This is a genomic window from Shinella sp. JR1-6 (assembly GCF_004284735.1).
GTDB lineage: Bacteria > Pseudomonadota > Alphaproteobacteria > Rhizobiales > Rhizobiaceae > Shinella.
This window is the reverse complement of sequence record NZ_SHMI01000012.1, coordinates 174,961-191,990: the sequence shown is the minus strand read 5'-3', so window position 1 is coordinate 191,990 and position 17,030 is coordinate 174,961. Positions and strand designations below refer to the sequence as shown.

Annotated in this window: 17 protein-coding genes and 1 tRNA gene; 13 read left to right on the top strand and 5 right to left on the bottom strand. The window is 63.6% G+C overall.

Going from position 1 to position 17,030, the window contains the following annotated elements:
* The first annotated feature begins 80 nt into the window (after positions 1–80).
* The gene (locus EXZ48_RS20940; protein ID WP_207900457.1) at positions 81–359 is read left to right on the top strand and encodes a hypothetical protein; all 279 of its coding nucleotides are present in this window, start codon (positions 81–83) and stop codon (positions 357–359) included.
* Between the two features lie 41 nt (positions 360–400).
* Here EXZ48_RS20940 and EXZ48_RS20935 read toward each other — a convergent pair whose 3' ends face one another.
* On the bottom strand, positions 401–1,438 hold the full coding sequence (locus EXZ48_RS20935) for an Ldh family oxidoreductase (protein WP_023514926.1): 1,038 nt from the start codon (positions 1,436–1,438) through the stop codon (positions 401–403).
* A gap of 149 nt (positions 1,439–1,587) precedes the next feature.
* On the opposite strand from EXZ48_RS20935, the gene EXZ48_RS20930 reads away from it, so the two are divergent.
* The 7 genes from EXZ48_RS20930 (at position 1,588) to EXZ48_RS20900 (ending at position 9,257) form a co-directional block, all read left to right on the top strand.
* Positions 1,588–3,105, top strand: coding sequence for an aldehyde dehydrogenase (NADP(+)) (locus EXZ48_RS20930; RefSeq protein WP_130518022.1), 1,518 nt, complete (start codon positions 1,588–1,590; stop codon positions 3,103–3,105).
* Positions 3,106–3,283: 178 nt separating this feature from the next.
* Positions 3,284–4,093, top strand: a complete 810-nt coding sequence (locus tag EXZ48_RS20925) for a transporter substrate-binding domain-containing protein (RefSeq protein WP_023514924.1) — start codon at positions 3,284–3,286, stop codon at positions 4,091–4,093.
* A gap of 70 nt (positions 4,094–4,163) precedes the next feature.
* Positions 4,164–4,829 (top strand): amino acid ABC transporter permease, encoded by a 666-nt coding sequence (locus tag EXZ48_RS20920; RefSeq protein ID WP_023514923.1) that lies wholly within the window; start codon positions 4,164–4,166, stop codon positions 4,827–4,829.
* A gap of 14 nt (positions 4,830–4,843) precedes the next feature.
* On the top strand, positions 4,844–5,494 hold the full coding sequence (locus EXZ48_RS20915; protein ID WP_023514922.1) for an amino acid ABC transporter permease: 651 nt from the start codon (positions 4,844–4,846) through the stop codon (positions 5,492–5,494).
* Positions 5,487–6,209, top strand: a complete 723-nt coding sequence (locus EXZ48_RS20910) for an amino acid ABC transporter ATP-binding protein (protein WP_023514921.1) — start codon at positions 5,487–5,489, stop codon at positions 6,207–6,209. The genes EXZ48_RS20915 and EXZ48_RS20910 overlap by 8 nt, the downstream gene beginning before the upstream one ends.
* A 7-nt stretch (positions 6,210–6,216) precedes the next feature.
* Positions 6,217–7,467 carry an FAD-binding oxidoreductase gene (locus tag EXZ48_RS20905; protein ID WP_130518030.1) on the top strand — a complete coding sequence of 417 codons (1,251 nt, stop codon included), beginning with the start codon at positions 6,217–6,219 and terminating at the stop codon, positions 7,465–7,467.
* A 107-nt stretch (positions 7,468–7,574) separates the two neighbouring features.
* On the top strand, positions 7,575–9,257 hold the full coding sequence (locus EXZ48_RS20900; RefSeq protein WP_130518020.1) for an aconitase X: 1,683 nt from the start codon (positions 7,575–7,577) through the stop codon (positions 9,255–9,257).
* Between the two features lie 100 nt (positions 9,258–9,357).
* Here EXZ48_RS20900 and EXZ48_RS20895 read toward each other — a convergent pair whose 3' ends face one another.
* The 3 genes from EXZ48_RS20895 to EXZ48_RS20885 form a co-directional block, all read right to left on the bottom strand.
* Positions 9,358–10,107: a sulfotransferase family 2 domain-containing protein gene (locus EXZ48_RS20895; protein WP_165909381.1), complete on the bottom strand. Its 750-nt coding sequence runs from the start codon at positions 10,105–10,107 to the stop codon at positions 9,358–9,360.
* Between the two features lie 457 nt (positions 10,108–10,564).
* Complete coding sequence (locus EXZ48_RS20890) at positions 10,565–10,924, bottom strand: hypothetical protein (RefSeq protein ID WP_130518016.1); 360 nt, start codon at positions 10,922–10,924, stop codon at positions 10,565–10,567.
* A gap of 396 nt (positions 10,925–11,320) precedes the next feature.
* Positions 11,321–11,410: transfer RNA gene (locus EXZ48_RS20885), tRNA-Ser, on the bottom strand.
* Positions 11,411–11,644: 234 nt separating this feature from the next.
* Between EXZ48_RS20885 and EXZ48_RS20880 the strand changes: the two genes are divergently transcribed.
* The 3 genes from EXZ48_RS20880 to EXZ48_RS20870 all read left to right on the top strand — a co-directional run bounded on the left by EXZ48_RS20880 (position 11,645) and on the right by EXZ48_RS20870 (position 13,909).
* The gene (locus EXZ48_RS20880; RefSeq protein ID WP_023516384.1) at positions 11,645–11,965 is read left to right on the top strand and encodes a hypothetical protein; all 321 of its coding nucleotides are present in this window, start codon (positions 11,645–11,647) and stop codon (positions 11,963–11,965) included.
* A gap of 82 nt (positions 11,966–12,047) precedes the next feature.
* Positions 12,048–12,698 (top strand): peptide-methionine (S)-S-oxide reductase MsrA, encoded by a 651-nt coding sequence (msrA, locus tag EXZ48_RS20875; protein ID WP_130518014.1) that lies wholly within the window; start codon positions 12,048–12,050, stop codon positions 12,696–12,698.
* Between the two features lie 218 nt (positions 12,699–12,916).
* Positions 12,917–13,909, top strand: a complete 993-nt coding sequence (locus tag EXZ48_RS20870; RefSeq protein ID WP_023516382.1) for a BMP family protein — start codon at positions 12,917–12,919, stop codon at positions 13,907–13,909.
* A 63-nt stretch (positions 13,910–13,972) separates the two neighbouring features.
* Here EXZ48_RS20870 and EXZ48_RS20865 read toward each other — a convergent pair whose 3' ends face one another.
* Positions 13,973–14,206, bottom strand: coding sequence for a SlyX family protein (locus EXZ48_RS20865; RefSeq protein ID WP_023516381.1), 234 nt, complete (start codon positions 14,204–14,206; stop codon positions 13,973–13,975).
* Positions 14,207–14,361: 155 nt separating this feature from the next.
* On the opposite strand from EXZ48_RS20865, the gene EXZ48_RS20860 reads away from it, so the two are divergent.
* Together EXZ48_RS20860 and EXZ48_RS20855 are read left to right on the top strand one after the other, a co-directional pair.
* A complete protein-coding gene (locus tag EXZ48_RS20860; RefSeq protein ID WP_130518012.1) occupies positions 14,362–15,897 on the top strand; it encodes an ABC transporter ATP-binding protein in 1,536 nt (511 codons plus the stop codon).
* On the top strand, positions 15,894–17,027 hold the full coding sequence (locus EXZ48_RS20855) for an ABC transporter permease (protein WP_130518010.1): 1,134 nt from the start codon (positions 15,894–15,896) through the stop codon (positions 17,025–17,027). The genes EXZ48_RS20860 and EXZ48_RS20855 overlap by 4 nt, the downstream gene beginning before the upstream one ends.
* The last annotated feature ends 3 nt before the right edge of the window (positions 17,028–17,030 follow it).

Sequence of the window (17,030 nt, the reverse complement as noted above, 5' to 3'; positions counted from 1 at the left end):
ACTTGCCTGCGGTGTCGCGCAGCCAGCAAAAGCCTGCCTCTCGTCGCCAAAACGTCCGGTGCTATGCATTAAGGCGGCTAGTGAGTCCGGACCCCAATCCCAAGACGGCGATCTTCTTCCTCGCCTTCCTGCCGCAGTTCGTCGACAGCGGCGCCAGCCTGCCGGTCTGGGTACAGCTTGCCATTCTCGGAACGATGGTGAACCTCATCTTCACCTTCGCCGATATCGTCACCGTGCTCCTGGCTGATGTCATCCTGGCGCGGCTGAAGCGGTCGAGCGGGGTGCAGGCGCTGGTGCGCCGGGCAGGCGGGACGATCCTCATCGGCCTCGGTGCCCATCTCGCCCTGCAGAAGGGCTGAAGCCGCGGCAATGTCTTGCCGCGGCGGCGGGGCTGAACCCCTTATGCGATGGCGTCGAGGCCCTTTTCCAGCAGGCGGTCGAGCTGTTCCAGTTCGGCAGCCGTGAGCGTGACGCCGTCCGTTTCGGACGTCCTGCGCGCCACGAAGCGGCGCTGCGAGGGCAGGCGGGCACCCTGGCCGACGATGGCCTCGAACAGCACTTCGGCGCGGGCGAAGGGATCGCCAGGGCGACCGGCGGAGAAGGCTTCCGGCGACATGGCGATGATCAGCTCGCCGTGGAAGGGAGCAAGCGTCGTGGTACCGAGATAGTCGAGAACCTCAGGGCTCGTGAGGTCGCCAATCATGATGCCGGCGAGCAGTTCGATCATCGTGCCGATGGCCGACCCCTTGTGGCCGCCGAAGGGCAGCATGGCGCCGGCGAGCGCGGCTTCCGGATCGGTGGTCGGGTTGCCGTCTGCGTCGATCGCCCAGCCTTCGGGCAGCTGTTTGCCGGCGCGGCGGTGCAGCTCGATCTCGCCGCGGGCGGCGACCGAGGTGGCGAAGTCGAAGACATAGGGCGCATCGCCCTTGCGCGGCCAGCCGAAGGCGAAGGGATTGGTGCCGAGCAGCGGCTTGTTGCCGCCGGTAGGCGCGACGGTGGCATAGCTCGGGCACATGACGAGGCCAGCAAGCCCTTCATTGGTGACAGCCTCGACCTCCGGCCAGAGGGCGGAGAAATGCGTGCAGTCGTTGATGACGAGCGCGGCAATCCCGAGCTTGCGGGCGCGCTCGGCAAGTACCGGCACGCCGAGTTCGAAGGCCGGGTTGGCGAAGCCGCCGCTGGCATTGACCTTGACGATCGCCGAGCCCTCGTTGGCGTCCAGCACCGGCACGGCGTCCGGCTTCACCTTGCCGGCCTTGACGGTGCGCAGTGCACCCTCGATCCGGTAGATGCCGTGCGACTTGCAGGCATCCCGCTCCCCGGCGACGATGACGCGGGCAAGCGCGCCGGCCTGCACGGCGTTGAGGCCGGCCTTGCGGAAGATCGCTTCTACCCGTTCGTGAAGGGCGGCAATCGTCAGGGTGGAGGTCTGCGTCATCTCTGGTCTCTTCCACTTTTGCCGACCGGGTCAGGTTGGCGATTGATCATTTGCATACATAGAGTATACAAGATTTCGACAAGTGCAATTCACCCCGCAAGAGTCTATGTCGGGGGCGAATCCCTCTTCCCGTGAGAAAGGTACGTCTAATGGCTTTCACCCCCAACGGTAAACATCTCGTCGCCGGGCAATGGCTTGACGGAAACGGCGCCTTCACCTCCTCGCCCGCCCATGGCCCGGCGCATGATTTCGCCGTCGGCACGGTGGAGCTGGTGAACAAGGCCGCGGAAGCCGCGGAAGTGGCCTTCCTCAGCTACGGCTACTCCTCGCGCGCCGAGCGGGCCGCGTTCCTGCGCGCCATCGCCGACGAGATCGAGGCGCGTGCAGAGGCCATCACCGAGATCGGCACGCAGGAAACCGGCCTGCCGGTCGCCCGCCTTCAGGGCGAGCGCGGCCGCACCACCGGCCAGCTCCGCCTCTTCGCCGACCATATCGAGAAGGGCGACTATCTCGACCGCCGCTTCGATGCGGCTCTTCCCGATCGCCAGCCGGCGCCGCGCCCGGAGATCCGCCTGATCCAGCGGCCGATCGGCCCGGTTGCCGTCTTCGGTGCCTCCAACTTCCCGCTCGCCTTCTCCACGGCCGGCGGCGACACGGCGGCCGCGCTGGCCGCCGGTTGCCCCGTTGTCGTCAAGGGGCATTCCGCCCATCCGGGTACGGGCGAGATCATCGCCGAGGCGATTGAGGCCGCCATCCGCAAGACCGGTGTGCATCCGGGCGTCTTCTCGCTCATCCAGGGCGGCAACCGCCAGGTCGGCGAGGCTCTGGTACAGCATCCGCTGATCAAGGCTGTCGGCTTCACCGGTTCGCTCGCCGGCGGCCGCGCCCTCTTTAACCTGTGCGCCGCGCGCCCGGAGCCGATCCCGTTCTTCGGTGAACTCGGCTCGGTCAACCCGATGTTCCTGCTCCCGGAGGCCATGAAGGCCCGGGCGGAAGGCCTCGGCCAGGGGTGGGCGGGTTCGCTCACCATGGGCGCCGGCCAGTTTTGCACCAATCCGGGCATTGCCATCGTCCAGGACGGCGCAGATGCCGATCGCTTCACGGCAGCCGCCGTGGAGGCCCTCGGCAAGGTCGCTCCGCAGACCATGCTGACCGACGGCATCGCCAAGGCCTATCAGGACGGTCAGGCGCGCTTTGAAAGCCGCAACACCGTCAAGCCGCTGTTGACGACCGCATCCACCGGCCGCACGGTGCTGCCGAACCTCTTCGAAATCTCGGGCGAACAGTTCCTCGCCGACCATGCTCTGTCGGAAGAAGTCTTCGGTCCGCTCGGCCTCGTCGTGCGCGTCTCTTCGGTCGACGAGATGGAAAAGCTCGCCCGCAATTTCGAAGGCCAGCTGACGGCGACCATCCACATGGATGACGGCGATCTTGCAGACGCAAAGCGCCTGCGCCCGGCGCTCGAGCGCAAGGCTGGTCGCGTGCTCGTCAACGGCTTCCCGACGGGCGTCGAGGTGGTGGATTCCATGGTGCATGGCGGCCCGTATCCGGCCTCCACGAATTTCGGTGCCACCAGCGTCGGCACGATGGCAATCCGCCGATTCCTGCGCCCGGTCTCCTACCAGAACATGCCGGAAGGTCTTCTGCCGGAAGATTTTATCAACTGATTCAATAGCGTATGCGTCCTGTGGGCCGGGTTTTCCGTGAGGGAAGCCCGGCCCGCATATTTTCTCCTTCCGGGTATATACTTTTTGTATATTAGTTGTATTTTAGTGGCGGTTTACAGTTCTGGCGCAGGACGGACCTTCGCCGCGTGAATCGACAGACCAACCCAGGGAGAGAGTTATGAAGAAGACCTCGGTCCTCGCCTTCGGCCTCGTGGCCGCCACCGCTCTGACCAGCCCGGCCAAGGCCGACAAGCTGGACGACATCATCTCGTCCGGCACGCTGCGCTGCGCCGTCGTTCTCGACTTCCCGCCGATGGGCGCGCGCGACGAGAGCAACAACCCGATCGGTTTCGACGTCGACTATTGCAACGATCTGGCCAAGGCCCTCGGTGTCACCGCCGAGATCGTTGAAACGCCCTTCCCGGAGCGCATCCCGGCCCTGATGTCCGGCCGCGTCGACGTCGGCGTCGCCTCGACCTCCGACACGCTGGAGCGCGCCAAGACTGTCGGCATGTCGATCCCCTACTTCGCCTTCGAAATGGCCGTCACGGCCAATGACAAGTCGGGCGTCAAGTCCTTCGAGGACATGAAGGGCAAAACGGTCGGCGCTACCGCCGGCACGTTCGAGGCCATCGCGCTCGAAAAGTCGGTCAAGGAATGGGGCGCCGGTGAATTCCGCCCGTACCAGACCCAGGCCGACGTCTTCCTGGCACTGAGCCAGGGCCAGATCGACGCCACGGTCTCCACCTCGACGGTCGCCCAGTCCAACGTCAAGAGCGGCAAGTTCGCCGGCATCTCCGTCGTCGGCAAGGCGCCCTATGACATCGACTATGTCGCGCTCTTCACCAACCGCGAAGAATATGGCCTGATCAATTACCTGAACCTCTTCGTCAACCAGCAGGTTCGCACCGGCCGCTACAACGAACTCTACGAAAAGTGGGTCGGCGGCGACGTGCCGGACCTGTCCGTGAACGGCGTTTATCGCTAATCTGCCGCTTCCCTGGCGGCGCGGGACATGCGTCCCGCGCCGTTCATCGTTTCCGAAGGGTGAGACGGCAATGTTCAGTTACACTTTCCATTGGAACCAGGCGCTGAAGGCGTTGCCCCAGATGCTGGACGGCGCGCTGGTCACGCTTCAGATCGCGCTTCTCTCCATGGCCATCGGCCTCGTGGTCGCTTTGGCACTGACGCTCTTCCGGCTGTCCGGCAATCGCATTCTCAGCGGCTTCGCCACGGCCTGGGTCGAGATCGCGCGCAACACGCCAGCCCTCTTCCAGATCTACATGGCGCATTTCGGCCTCGGCAGCTTCGGCATCCACCTCAGCCCCTATACGGCGCTGCTCGTCGGCATCGCCTTCAACAATGCCGGTTATCTCGCGGAAAACTTCCGCGGCGCCCTGAAGGCGATCCCGGAGACGCAGACCCGCGCCGGCCGCTCGCTCGGCATGACGCCGCTGCAGGCCTTCCGCTATATCGTCATGCCGCAGATGCTGCGCATCGCTTTCCTGCCCGCCACAAACCAGATGGTCTGGGCGATCCTGATGACCTCGCTCGGCGTCACCGTCGGCATGAACACGGATCTGGCCGGCATCACCCAGGCGCTGAACGCGGTCTCCTTCCGCACATTCGAATTCTTCGCCCTTGCCGCGGTCATCTACTACCTGATCGCCAAGGCTGTGACGCTGGCAGCACGCCTCGCTGCCGCGCGCATGTTCCGCTACTGAGAGGGGGAAACACCATGTTCGACACCGCTCTCACCCTCGCTGATCTCGGCTTCCTCGCCAAGGGCGCGGCCATGACGCTTGCCGTCACCGCCGTCTCCGTCCTTGCCGGCACGGTTCTCGGCATCCTGTGCGGCGTCATCCGCAACCAGGCCGGTCCCTATTGGTCGATGCCGCTCACCTTCGTGCTCGATATCTTCCGTTCCGTTCCGCTGCTCATCCAGCTCGTGCTCGGCAATGCGCTGCAATCGATCATGAAGCTCGGCTGGGCGCCCTTCACCACCTCCTGCGTTGTGCTGTCGCTCTATACGGCGGCCTATTGCACCGAGATCGTGCGCGGCGGCATTTCCTCCGTACCGGCCACCACGCGCCGCGCGGCGCGGTCGCTCGGCATGACCTGGTGGCAGGACATGCGCTACATCGTCGCCCCGCTCGCCACCCGCGTCTCGCTGCCCGCCTGGATCGGCCTGACGCTCGGCGTCATGAAGGATTCGGCCCTCGTGCTCTGGCTCGGCCTCATCGAGCTTCTGCGCGCCTCGCAGATCCTCGTCACGCGCCTGCAGGAGCCGCTGTTCATCTTGCTCATCTGCGGCGCCATCTACTTCATCATCAGCTTCCCCATCGCCCGGCTCGGCGGTTATCTCGAAAGACGGTGGTCCAATGATTGAGATCGAAAACGTCCGCAAATCCTTCGGCTCGCTGGAAGTCCTGAAGGGGATCAACCTGACCGTCCAGAAGGGCGAGGTCCTGACCATCATCGGCGGCTCGGGCTCGGGAAAATCCACGCTGCTCACCTGCATCAACGGCCTTGAGACCATCGACGGCGGCCGCATCGTCGTCGACGGCACGGACGTGCATGCCAAGGGCACGGATCTCAACAAGCTGCGCCGCAAGCTGGGCATCGTCTTCCAGCAGTTCAACGCCTTCCCGCACCTCACCGTGCTCGAAAACGTCATGCTGGCGCCGGTCAAGGTGCTCGGCCAGTCCAAGGCCGAGGCCGAGGCCATGGCCGTCAAGCAGCTCACCCATGTCGGCCTCGGCGACAAGCTGAAGGTCTATCCGAGCCGCATGTCGGGCGGCCAGCAGCAGCGCATGGCGATCGCCCGCGCGCTTGCCATGTCGCCGGCCTACATGCTGTTCGACGAGGTGACCTCGGCACTCGACCCGCAGCTCGTCGGCGAAGTGCTCGACACGCTGCGCATGCTCGCCTCCGAGGGCATGACGATGATCTGCGTCACGCACGAAATGAAGTTCGCCCGCGAGGTCTCCGATCGCGTCGCCTTCTTCCACAAGGGTGTGATGGCCGAAATCGCGCCGCCGGAAGAGCTGTTCGGCGCCCCGAAGGATGCCGACCTCAAGACCTTCCTCGCCGCGACGCACTGAGGCCATGATGCAGATTGGAATCGAACCCGGCGTCGTCGTCATCGGCGCCGGCGTGGTCGGCCTTTCCGCGGCGATTGCCGCCCAGGCCCGTGGCCTTGCCGTTACCGTCATCGAGCGTGAAGCCCCCGCCGCCGGCGCCTCTGCGGGCAATGCCGGCGCCTTCGCCTTCACCGACATCCTGCCGCTGGCCTCGCCCGGCATCCTGAAGAAAGCGCCGAAATGGCTGCTCGACCCGCTCGGGCCGCTCAGCGTGCCGCCGTCCTACGCGCTGCAGATCGCGCCCTGGATGTTCCGCTTCTGGCGCGCCTGCTCGGCAGGCCGCGTCGCCCATTCCACGACCGCGCAGACTGCGCTGATGGACCTTTCGAGGGCCGAGCTGGAACCCTTCCTCGCCGAGACCGGCACGCTTCCCATGCTGCGCAAGGAGGGCAACCTCCAAGTCTATGAAAGCCAGGCCGAACTCAATGCATCGCTGCCCGGCTGGAAGGCGCGCGAGGCGCACGGCATCGAGTTCCGCCACATGAACGCGGCCGAGATGGCCGCGATCCAACCCGGCCTCGCACCGCGCTTCACGCACGGCACCTTCACGCCCGGCTGGTATTCCATCGCCGACCCGAAGCTCTATACGCTGGCGCTTGCCGATCATTTTTGTGCCAGGGGCGGCAGGATCGAGCGGGCCGAGGTGTCCGGCCTCAGGCCCGTCGAAGGCGGTGTCGAGATCACGACGACGGACGGCCGCACGCGCCGGGTGGAAAAGGTCGTGCTCGCGGCCGGCGCCTTCTCGCACCAGGTCGCCCGTACGCTTGGCGAAGCCATCCCGCTCGAAACCGAACGCGGCTACAACACGACCCTGCCAGCCGACGCCTTCGACCTCAAGACACAGGTCACCTTCGGTGGCCATGGCTTTGTCGTTACCCGGCTATCGACCGGCATCCGCGTCGGGGGTGCGGTGGAGCTCGGCGGGCTGAAGTTGCCGCCGAATTTCCGCAGGTCCGAGGCGATGCTGGAGAAGGCAAAAGCCTTCCTGCCCGGCCTGAAGCCGGCGGGCGGCGTGCAGTGGATGGGTTTCCGCCCTTCGCTGCCCGACAGCCTGCCCGCCATCGGCCGCGCCCGCGCCACCCCCAATGTCGTCTATGCCTTCGGCCACGGCCATCTCGGTCTCACCCAGTCCGCCGGCACGGCGCGGCTCGTCGCCGATCTCGTGGCCGGCCATCCGCCGGCGATCGACATCGTGTCCTTTTCGCCGCAGCGCTTCTAGGCCACGCCCGCGCTCCTCGGGGCGCGGGCAGGCTGCATTCTCCGGGTTTCCGGTAGCGCTGCATCGTCGCTTTGATGGAGTAGCCCCAGCAATAGAGGAACCGTCCCATGGCCGACCTTTCTGCCCGCAGCATCCTTTCCGGCACCGCCTCCGGTCCGGTCATCGCAACCGGCGAGGCCTTGAGCTTCTGGGGCGGTGTCGATCCCGCCACCGGAAGCGTCATCGACGTGCACCACCCGCTGCATGGCGTGACGATCACCGGCGGCATCCTGATGATGCCGTCGAGCCGCGGCTCGTGCACCGGCTCCGGCGTGCTGCTCGATCTCGCCCTCACAGGCCGTGCCCCCGCAGCCCTCGTCTTCAGCGAGGCGGAGGACGTTCTGACCCTTGGCGCGCTGATCGCTGCGGAAATGTTCGGCAAATCCCTGCCGGTCCTGCGCCTCTCCCCAGCGGCCTTTGAGGCACTCTGTCGTGCCAAGAGCGCCCGGATCGGTGAAACCATGATCGAGGCCGACGGTCTCACCATCCCCGTCGCTCCGCCCGCCACCGCCGCGCTCGACCTTACGGAAGACGATCGCGCCATGCTTGAGGGCCGCGACGGCATCGCCGTTGCGCTCGCCATGCGCATCACCACCGCCATGGCGGCCCAGCAGGGTGCCCTGAAACTCGTCGATGTCGTGCAGGGCCATATCGACGGCTGCATCTATGCCAGCCCCGCCAATCTTACCTTTGCGGAAAAGATGGCCGAGATGGGTGCGACGGTCCGCGTGCCGACCACGATGAACGCCATCTCCGTCGACCGTGCCAACTGGCAGGCCCAGGGCGTGCCGCCGTCCTTCGGCGACCCTGCCGCTCGCCTCGCCGATGCCTATGTCCGCATGGGCTGTCGCCCAACCTTTACCTGTTCGCCCTACCTGCTCGACAGCGCGCCGAAGGCCGGCGAAGCCATCGCCTGGGCCGAATCCAATGCGGTGATCTTCGCCAACACCGTGCTCGGCGCCCGCACGGCAAAGCACCCCGATTTCCTCGACCTCTGCATCGCGCTCACCGGCCGCGCGCCGCTGTCCGGCGTCTATCTCGACGAACACCGCAAACCCAGGCGGATTGTCGATGTCGATCTGCCCGATGGGATCGACGATGCCTTCTGGCCGCTCATCGGCTATCTCGCCGGCCGTGCCGCGCCCGACCGCATCCCGCTCCTGCGCGGCCTTGCCGCCGCAAAGCCGACGCGGGACGATCTCAAGGCCCTCTGCGCCGCCTTCGGCACCACCTCCGCCGCCCCCATGCTGCATATCGAGGGTGTCACGCCCGAAGCGCACGGTGCGGCATCGCTTGCCGCCGACTTCGTGACGATCACCCGCGCCGAGATGGCCGAGGTCTGGACGATGTTCAACGAGGGGCCAGCCGAGGTCGAGCTCGTCGCCATCGGCAGCCCGCATGCCTCGCTCTCGGAATGCCAGGCCCTTGCCGATGCCCTTGCCGGCCGCAGCTGCCACGCGGACGTCGCCGTGATCGTCACCGCCGGCTGTGATGTCATGGCGGAAGCCGGCCCGATTGTTGCCCGGCTAAGGGAAAGCGGCGCCCAGGTCCTGCCCGACCTCTGCTGGTGCTCGATCTCTGAGCCGGTCTTCCCGCCGAGGACCCGCACACTTCTCACCAATTCCGGCAAGTACGCCCATTACGGCCCGGGCCTTTCCGGCCGCACCGTTCGCTTCGGCAATCTTTCCGACTGTATCGAGGCGGCTCTGACCGCCCGCGTGCCGCCTCGCCTGCCATCCTGGCTCTCCTGACCGGAAAACAATGCCCCGGCGGGCGTCGGCAAGGAGAGTATGTGTGGACCGCATCTCGGGTGTTCTCGCATGAAGCAAGCGGCCCACCCGGTGTGTGTTTCTATTTCAGCAGCCTTGATTTCAGGCGGGCAAGAAAACCATTCAGGGAAGCCTTGTGCCTTTTGGCGCGCTTGGCGATCAGCTGCAGATCGGTCTGCCTGCCGAAAACATCTCCAAAAAGCCGGTAGTCGTCCTTGTAGATGCCTTCCAGTTTTTGAACGAGTTCGTCAGGCAGTTGATCCCGGTTCGCCGGTGGCCCGCCAATCTGCTTGACCGGCAGCTTCCTGTCTTCACCGGTGAGGGTCGAGAAGAAAACTTCGATCTGGCGGGATTCGGAAATGTCGAAGATCAAGTCGTAGTAATTTCGGGACGGGCCCAGAAAATCAACAAGCGGTGCCGTATGAACGGCAATGGACTTGTTCACTCCCCGGTATTCTTCCAGGCACTCGACAAACTGCGGCAGTGTCGGCTTTTGGGGGAGGCCGACATGATGGATTTTTTCCGCTGTACTTCCATCTTCCAGCTCCTTGTGATGCATGACCCTGTTCCGCCAGGCGGAAACCACTCTTTCGACCGGGTCCCGGACGATCGCGATTTTGAAGAACCCGCGATAATCCTCGGATTTGATGGACGAAAATTTCGGCGTTCTGTACTCCCTGTGGATGTGGCGGACAGCGCCGGTTGCCTGATCCGTAGTCGTTGTAAATCTCTTCCCAGTCTTGATGCCGTGAAGCAGATGCTTCATCGAGGTATTCGCAGCCTTCGGCACCGGAAAATATGCAACCTTTAGTTTTTCTATCGTAACGACCAACGAGCTTTTCCCGGTTTGTGGTATATCTGACCGCTCATTTTTGAAGATTGTGCGGAGCGATCTATGCAACCTTTCTATTGATTCAAAGGATTGTAGGGCGGCTCTTTCGATATATCCAGAAATCCCATGAAAACTTTTCGTGATGGATGGGGTTCGTGGAAAATTCAATCTAAAATCTTGGCGGTGCTTGCAAAGGCCGCGCCGGGGACGTGCAGGAGAGCGAATGGGAAACGGCGCGTTTCATGCGATGCCGATCGCACTGGCAAGGATCGGCTCCTGAAGCGGGGCGCGTGCCAAGGAGCGGCCGTCAGATGGGCATGCCGAATCCACCCAGAACGCCTGCGTGCAGCACCGTGTGGCGCGGGTCGAGGTCGGCAGGTTCAAAACGCGTCGCGTGACGTCTTGCGCCCCGCCATCAATGGTCCTGGATGTCCGGAAATTCAGATGTCAAACGAAGCTAGGCGCCGTCAGCGTTGAAGGCCGAGACGTCAGGGCGTCGCGGGTGCTCCACCCGGTAGCGAAAGGACTCGATCTCCGTATCTGAAAACCGCCTCTGGTCGCGAAGCAACAGCATGGCGCCCGCTATGATTTCACTGTCCGAGCCGGGAATGCCGTCCTGACGAACGAAGGCCATGCTGTTTAGAGGAATCATGGCGAGAAGCTCATGGCCATTCCTGCTGAAGACCCGAACAACAATATCGTGCATGCCGGACCCCACCATCACCGGTTGTTCTTCGGTAAACTGTTGTAGGTCGACAATGGTTCCACTCAGGATGGAAATTTTGAAATCAATACGCTCGACAAATGCGCCGGCCAATCAAACCCTTGCTCGGTCGGGTGAAATGGCTGGTTTCTTGTCGAAGAACAGATGTTGACTTGTGGGATAAATTTTCTGAGGAAGCGATAAGTTGAAGTTTTCCGGCTATCTCAGAGCCAGTACAGCGAAACAGGATCGAGCGGATACTCAGCATTTTGCCCGCAGGTGGAAGCCGTTAAACCATTTCTGCCAAGGCTGGCCAGTTCGAAAACTGCAGCGTTGCTGTGGCGCCTCTTCGTGAGGGGGTGTTGTCGAACCCCGGGTTCGGCAAAAGTCTTCAAGGGCGTGCCAGGCATTGCGCCCGAATACGCAGGCAGCGTTTGCAATGATCCGACGACGAAAGGCGCCGGGCACCAGATGAACGGAAATCTAGCATGAGGAGGCGATTTGAGAAAATGGCGGACAGAGAGGGATTCGAACCCTCGATAGAGTTTCCCCTATACACGCGTTCCAGGCGTGCGCCTTCAACCACTCGGCCACCTGTCCGTCCGCTCGCAGCCGATGGTCAATCCGGCGCGGACCGCTTTCCTGTTTCCATTTCGGCGGGACGGCGCGATATATACCGAGGTTTGCGGCGGGATCAACCGCTTTCTGACAGATTTTTGAAGGATGTTCGGCTTCGGGCGAAGGATTGCGAAATGCCGGCCGTCTTCCTATCTATAGGCACGAAGGAAGCGGAGCGGATTTAGGCTTGCGCAGGCGGTACATGGAGGGTGTGCGATGATACGGTTCATCCTGAAGGCCATCAGCCTTCTCGCGCTGGTCGTCGCCGTCATGGCGGGCACGATCGATGCGATCCAGTCGGTTTCGGCCTCCGAGCCGGTGTTGACGCCACTCGCCGTGGCCTGGAGCACGGCAAGCCCGGACACGATTGCACTCGTTGCCGACGGCATCATGCGCAACCTCCATCCTTATGTCTGGGATCCGGCGGCCATGTGGGTGCTCTCGCAGCCGGCCTTTGCCGTCCTGCTCGCCGTCTCGCTGTTCTTCTGGCTGATCGCCTACCGGCGTCCGCCCGTCGCGGGTCGCTTTACCGCCTGAAAGATGCCTTTTCACGCAACTCTCGCCAGGCAGGTCGCCGGGCACCGTTGCTGGAATCGCCCAACCGGCCAGGAGGCCAAAAATGTTCCTGATCGACATGTTCAACAAGAAGACCGTCATGCCCGCCCCCGGCGCAGCTCTGCCCGGGCGCGCCGAGCCCATTCCCACATCCGAGACCCACTTCGTGAGCGGGCGTCCGCTGAAGGGGCCTTATCCCGATGGTTTCAAGACCGTGCTGCTTGGCATGGGGTGCTTCTGGGGTGCCGAGCGGCTGCTGTGGAAGATCCCGGGCGTCCATGTGACGGCGGCAGGCTATTCCGGCGGTCTCACGCCCAACCCGACCTATCACGAGACGACGACGGGCCTGACCGGCCATACCGAGGTCGTGCGGGTGGTCTATGATCCGGCCGTGGTGAGCCTCGAGACGCTGCTGAAGGCGTTCTTCGAAGCCCATGACCCGACGCAGGGCATGCGGCAGGGCAACGATATCGGCACGACCTATCGCTCGGCGATCTATCTCGACGACCCGGCGGACCTTGCGATCGCGCGCCGCGCACGCGACCTCTACCAGGCGGTGCTGATCGCGGCCGGGCGCACGGACAAGATCACCACGGAGATCGCCGAGGCAGGGCCGTTCTACTTTGCCGAGGATGTACACCAGCAATATCTTGCCAAGAATCCGGGCGGCTATTGCGGCCTGCGGGGCACGGGCGTCTCCTGCGCCATCGGCTGATTTCGTAAAATTTTCAGAAGCATGCGAGCCGCTGCGAAAAGACTTTCGTGGCGGCTTCTATTTTTTACCAGTTGAAAAATTTCTGGTGAATTTTTCCTTGAGCCATGCAAGGATGCCGCCAGCCTGACCCAAGGGAACGGGTCGGTGGCTCCGTTGCGCGCCTTTCGGGCGCCCACGCGGAAGGTCCCTATAAGATCAATAGCGAACAGGGCTGCACAATGAAAAAAACCCTTCTCACTCTTCTTGCCACGGCCGCCATGTCGGCAAGCGCGCTTGCCGCGGACATCAAGCCGGCGATCATCTACGACCTCGGCGGCAAGTTCGACAAGTCGTTCAACGAGGCAGCCTATAACGGCGCGGAAAAGTTCAAGGCCGAGACCGGCATCGAATATCGCGACTTCGAAATCGCCAACGACGCGCAGCGTGAGCAGGCGCTCCGCCGCTTCGCCAGCGACGGCAACAACCCGATCGTCATGGCAGGCTTCTCCTGGGCGGCCCAGCTCGAGAAGGTCGCTGCCGAATATCCGGACACCAAGTTCGCCATCATCGACATGGTCGTGGACAAGCCGAACGTCCGCTCGGTCGTCTTCAAGGAAGAGGAAGGCGGCTGGCTCGCCGGCATCCTCGCCGGCATGGCGTCCAAGACGAAGACCGTCTCGTTCGTCGGCGGCATGGATATCCCGCTCATCCACAAGTTTGCCTGCGGTTACATCGGCGGTGCCAAGTCGCTCGGCCCGGACATGAAGGTGCTTGAAGCCTATACGGGCACGACGCCGGATGCCTGGAACGACCCGGTCAAGGGCGGTGAAATCGCCAAGTCCCAGTTCGACCAGGGCTCCGACGTGGTCTACCATGCGGCCGGCGGCACGGGCGTGGGCGTTCTCCAGGCGGCAGTCGATGCCGGCAAGCTCGGCATCGGCGTCGATTCCAACCAGAACGGCCTGCATCCGGGCAAGGTTCTGACCTCGATGGTCAAGCGTGTGGACGTGGCCGTCTATGACGCCTTCATCACCGCCAAGAACGACACGTTCAAGCCTGGCGTCAACGTGCTCGGCCTCAAGGAAAATGGCGTCGACGTCGCCATGGACGAGAACAATGCGCCGCTCATCACCCCCGAAATGAAGGCTGCCGTCGACAAGGCGCGCGCCGATATCATCGCCGGTACGGTGAAGCCGCACGACTACATGTCGGACGAGACCTGCCCCTACTAAGCGGCAGTGACGGCCCGTTTGCCGGAAGGCGGACGGGCCGATTCCGTCTCCCCGTCCTGGATCTCAATAATGCGGCGGGCGGGTGATGGCCGGGGCATCGAGAGAGCCCTCTTCCAGCACGAGGAACCGCTCCGTCAGCCGGTCGAGCTTCGACCGCAGCTGTTCGATCACGCGCCATTGTTCGGCGAGCTGGTCGGAAAGCTCCTCGATCGTTTTCGCCTGGTGGGCGATATGCTCTTCCAGGCGGGCGATGCGGTCATCTTCGGGAAGGTCGGGCGTGATCTCAGGCGGTGTCATGGGGCGGTCCTCGTCGCTCGCTGCCGGCGGCACGAGCTATAGCGAGGGCCGCATCAACCCGCAATCAGGCTGGACAAGCACGGCGGAAGCAACAAGACTAAGACCGATCGGCCGAAAGGCCCGTTGGCCTCAAATCCCCGTAAGAGTGGATCGTCATGAGCGAATTGGCAATCGAACTGCAGGGCATCGACAAGAGCTTCGGCCTCGTCCACGCCAACCGGAACATCAACCTGAAGGTCCGCAAGGGTACCATTCACGGCATTATCGGTGAAAACGGTGCCGGAAAATCCACCCTCATGTCGATCCTCTACGGCTTCTACCAGGCCGACCATGGCGACATCCTGGTCGGTGGCCGCAAGGTCAGTATCCGTGACCCGAATGCGGCGATCGCCGCCGGCATCGGCATGGTGCACCAGCATTTCATGCTGGTCGAGAATTTCACCGTGCTGGAAAACATCATGCTCGGCGCGGAAGAGAGCCAGATCCTCAATGCCGGCATCACCAAGGCCCGTGCCGAGCTGAAGCGGCTGGAAAAGGAATATGCGCTGGAGGTCGATCCGGATGCCGTCATCGAGGAGTTGCCCGTCGGTATCCAGCAGCGCGTGGAAATCCTCAAAGCGCTCTACCGCAGGGCCGACATCCTCATCCTCGACGAGCCGACGGGCGTTCTGACACCGGCGGAAGCCGATCACCTCTTCCGCATCCTCGAGCAGCTGAAGGCCGAGGGCAAGACGGTGCTGCTCATCACGCACAAGCTGCGCGAGATCATGGCGATCACCGACGAGGTCTCCGTCATGCGCCGCGGCGAGATGGTGGCGACACGCATGACGAAGGATACCTCGGTGGAGGAGCTGGCCGAGCTGATGGTCGGCCGCCGCGTGCTGCTGCGCGTCGAAAAGGGCGAGGCGAAGCCTGCCGACGTCAAGCTTTCGGTGAAGAACCTCACCGTGTGCGACAGCCGGGGCGTGACGATGGTCGATGACGTCTCCTTCGACATCCGCGCCGGCGAGATCGTCGGTATCGCCGGTGTTGCCGGCAACGGCCAGTCGGAACTGCTGGAGGCGATCTCCGGCATCCGCCGCGCCAAATCTGGCACCGTGCTGCTCAAGGGCAGCCCCATCGACGTCACCGGCCATGCCGACCCGGCAGACCTGCGCAAGCGCGGTCTCGCCCATGTGCCTGAAGACCGGCACCATGTCGGCCTGGTCCTGAAGTTCGAGGAAAGTGAAAACGCCATCCTCGGCTATCACGACGATCCGAAATACCGGAAGGGCATGCTGCTCGACATCGACGCCATCCGCGCCGATGCGGAGGAGAAGATTGCCGCCTACGACATCCGCCCGCCGAACCCGCGGCTGAAGACTGCCAATTTCTCCGGTGGTAACCAGCAGAAGATCGTGCTGGCGCGCGAGATGGAGCGCGGACCGGACGTGCTGGTCATCGGCCAGCCGACGCGCGGCGTCGATGTCGGGGCCATCGAGTTCATTCACAAGCGTATCATCGAGATGCGCGACCAAGGCAAGGCGGTGCTGCTCGTCTCGGTCGAGCTCGACGAGATCCGTGCCTTGTCCGACCGTATCCTGGTCATGTTCGCCGGTCGTGTCGTCGGCGAGCGTACGCCGGATGCCACCGAAGGAGAGCTTGGCCTGCTGATGGCCGGGGTGGAAGGCCGGAAGGAGGCCGCGGAATGAGTGTTCCCCATGCGAAACTGCCGGCCTGGGCCGAATATGGCCTGATCCCGCTCGTCAACCTCGCCGTCGCCTTCCTGATTTCCGGTCTCGTCGTTCTCATCGTCGGCGAAAGCCCGCTGGAAGCCGCCTACCACATGATCAATGGCGCCTTCGGCCGCGGCGAATATATCGGCTTCACACTCTATTATACCACGACCTTCATCTTCACCGGCCTTGCCGTGGCCGTCGCCTTCCATTGCGGCCTGTTCAACATCGGCGGCGAAGGGCAGGCCTATATCGGCGGCATCGGTGTGGCGCTCGCCTGCCTGTCCTTCGACCAGACGCTGCCCTGGTATCTCGTCTTCCCGATCGCCATCCTCGGCGCCGCCTTCTTCGGCGCGCTCTGGGCGCTGATCCCCGGCTGGCTGCTGGCCAAGCGCGGCAGCCATATCGTCATCACGACGATCATGTTCAATTTCATCGCCGCCAGCCTGATGAACTACCTGCTCAACAAGGTGTTCAAGCCGCTCGGCTCGATGTCGCTGGAAACCCGCACCTTCGATGCCGGCGGCCAGCTGCCCAAGCTCGACTGGCTGATGTCGATCTTCGGCCTTTCCGTCGGCACGGCGCCGTTCAACATTTCCTTCCTGCTGGCGCTTCTTGCGGCTTTCGGCGTCTGGGTGCTGATCTGGCGCACGAAGCTCGGCTACGAGATGCGCACGATGGGCCACAGCCCCGCCGCTGCGCGCTATGCCGGCATCAAGGAGGCGAAGATCATCGTCATCACCATGATGATCTCGGGCGGGCTTGCTGGCATGATGGCACTGAACCCGATCATGGGCGAGCAGTTCCGCATGCAGCTCGACTTCGTGCAGGGCGCGGGCTTCGTCGGCATCGCGGTGGCGCTGATGGGCCGGTCCCATCCGGCAGGCATCATTCCCGCCGCGCTGCTCTTCGGCATGCTCTACCAGGGCGGGGCGGAAATCTCCTTCGAGATGCCCTCCATCTCGCGCGACATGATCGTCATCATCCAGGGTCTCGTCATCCTCTTCGCCGGCGCGCTCGAGCACATGTTCCGTCCCGCCATCACGCGCATCGTCCTCGGGTTCTCGCCGAAGACCCGCGATGTCGCCGCCACCAAGGGAGCCTGAGCC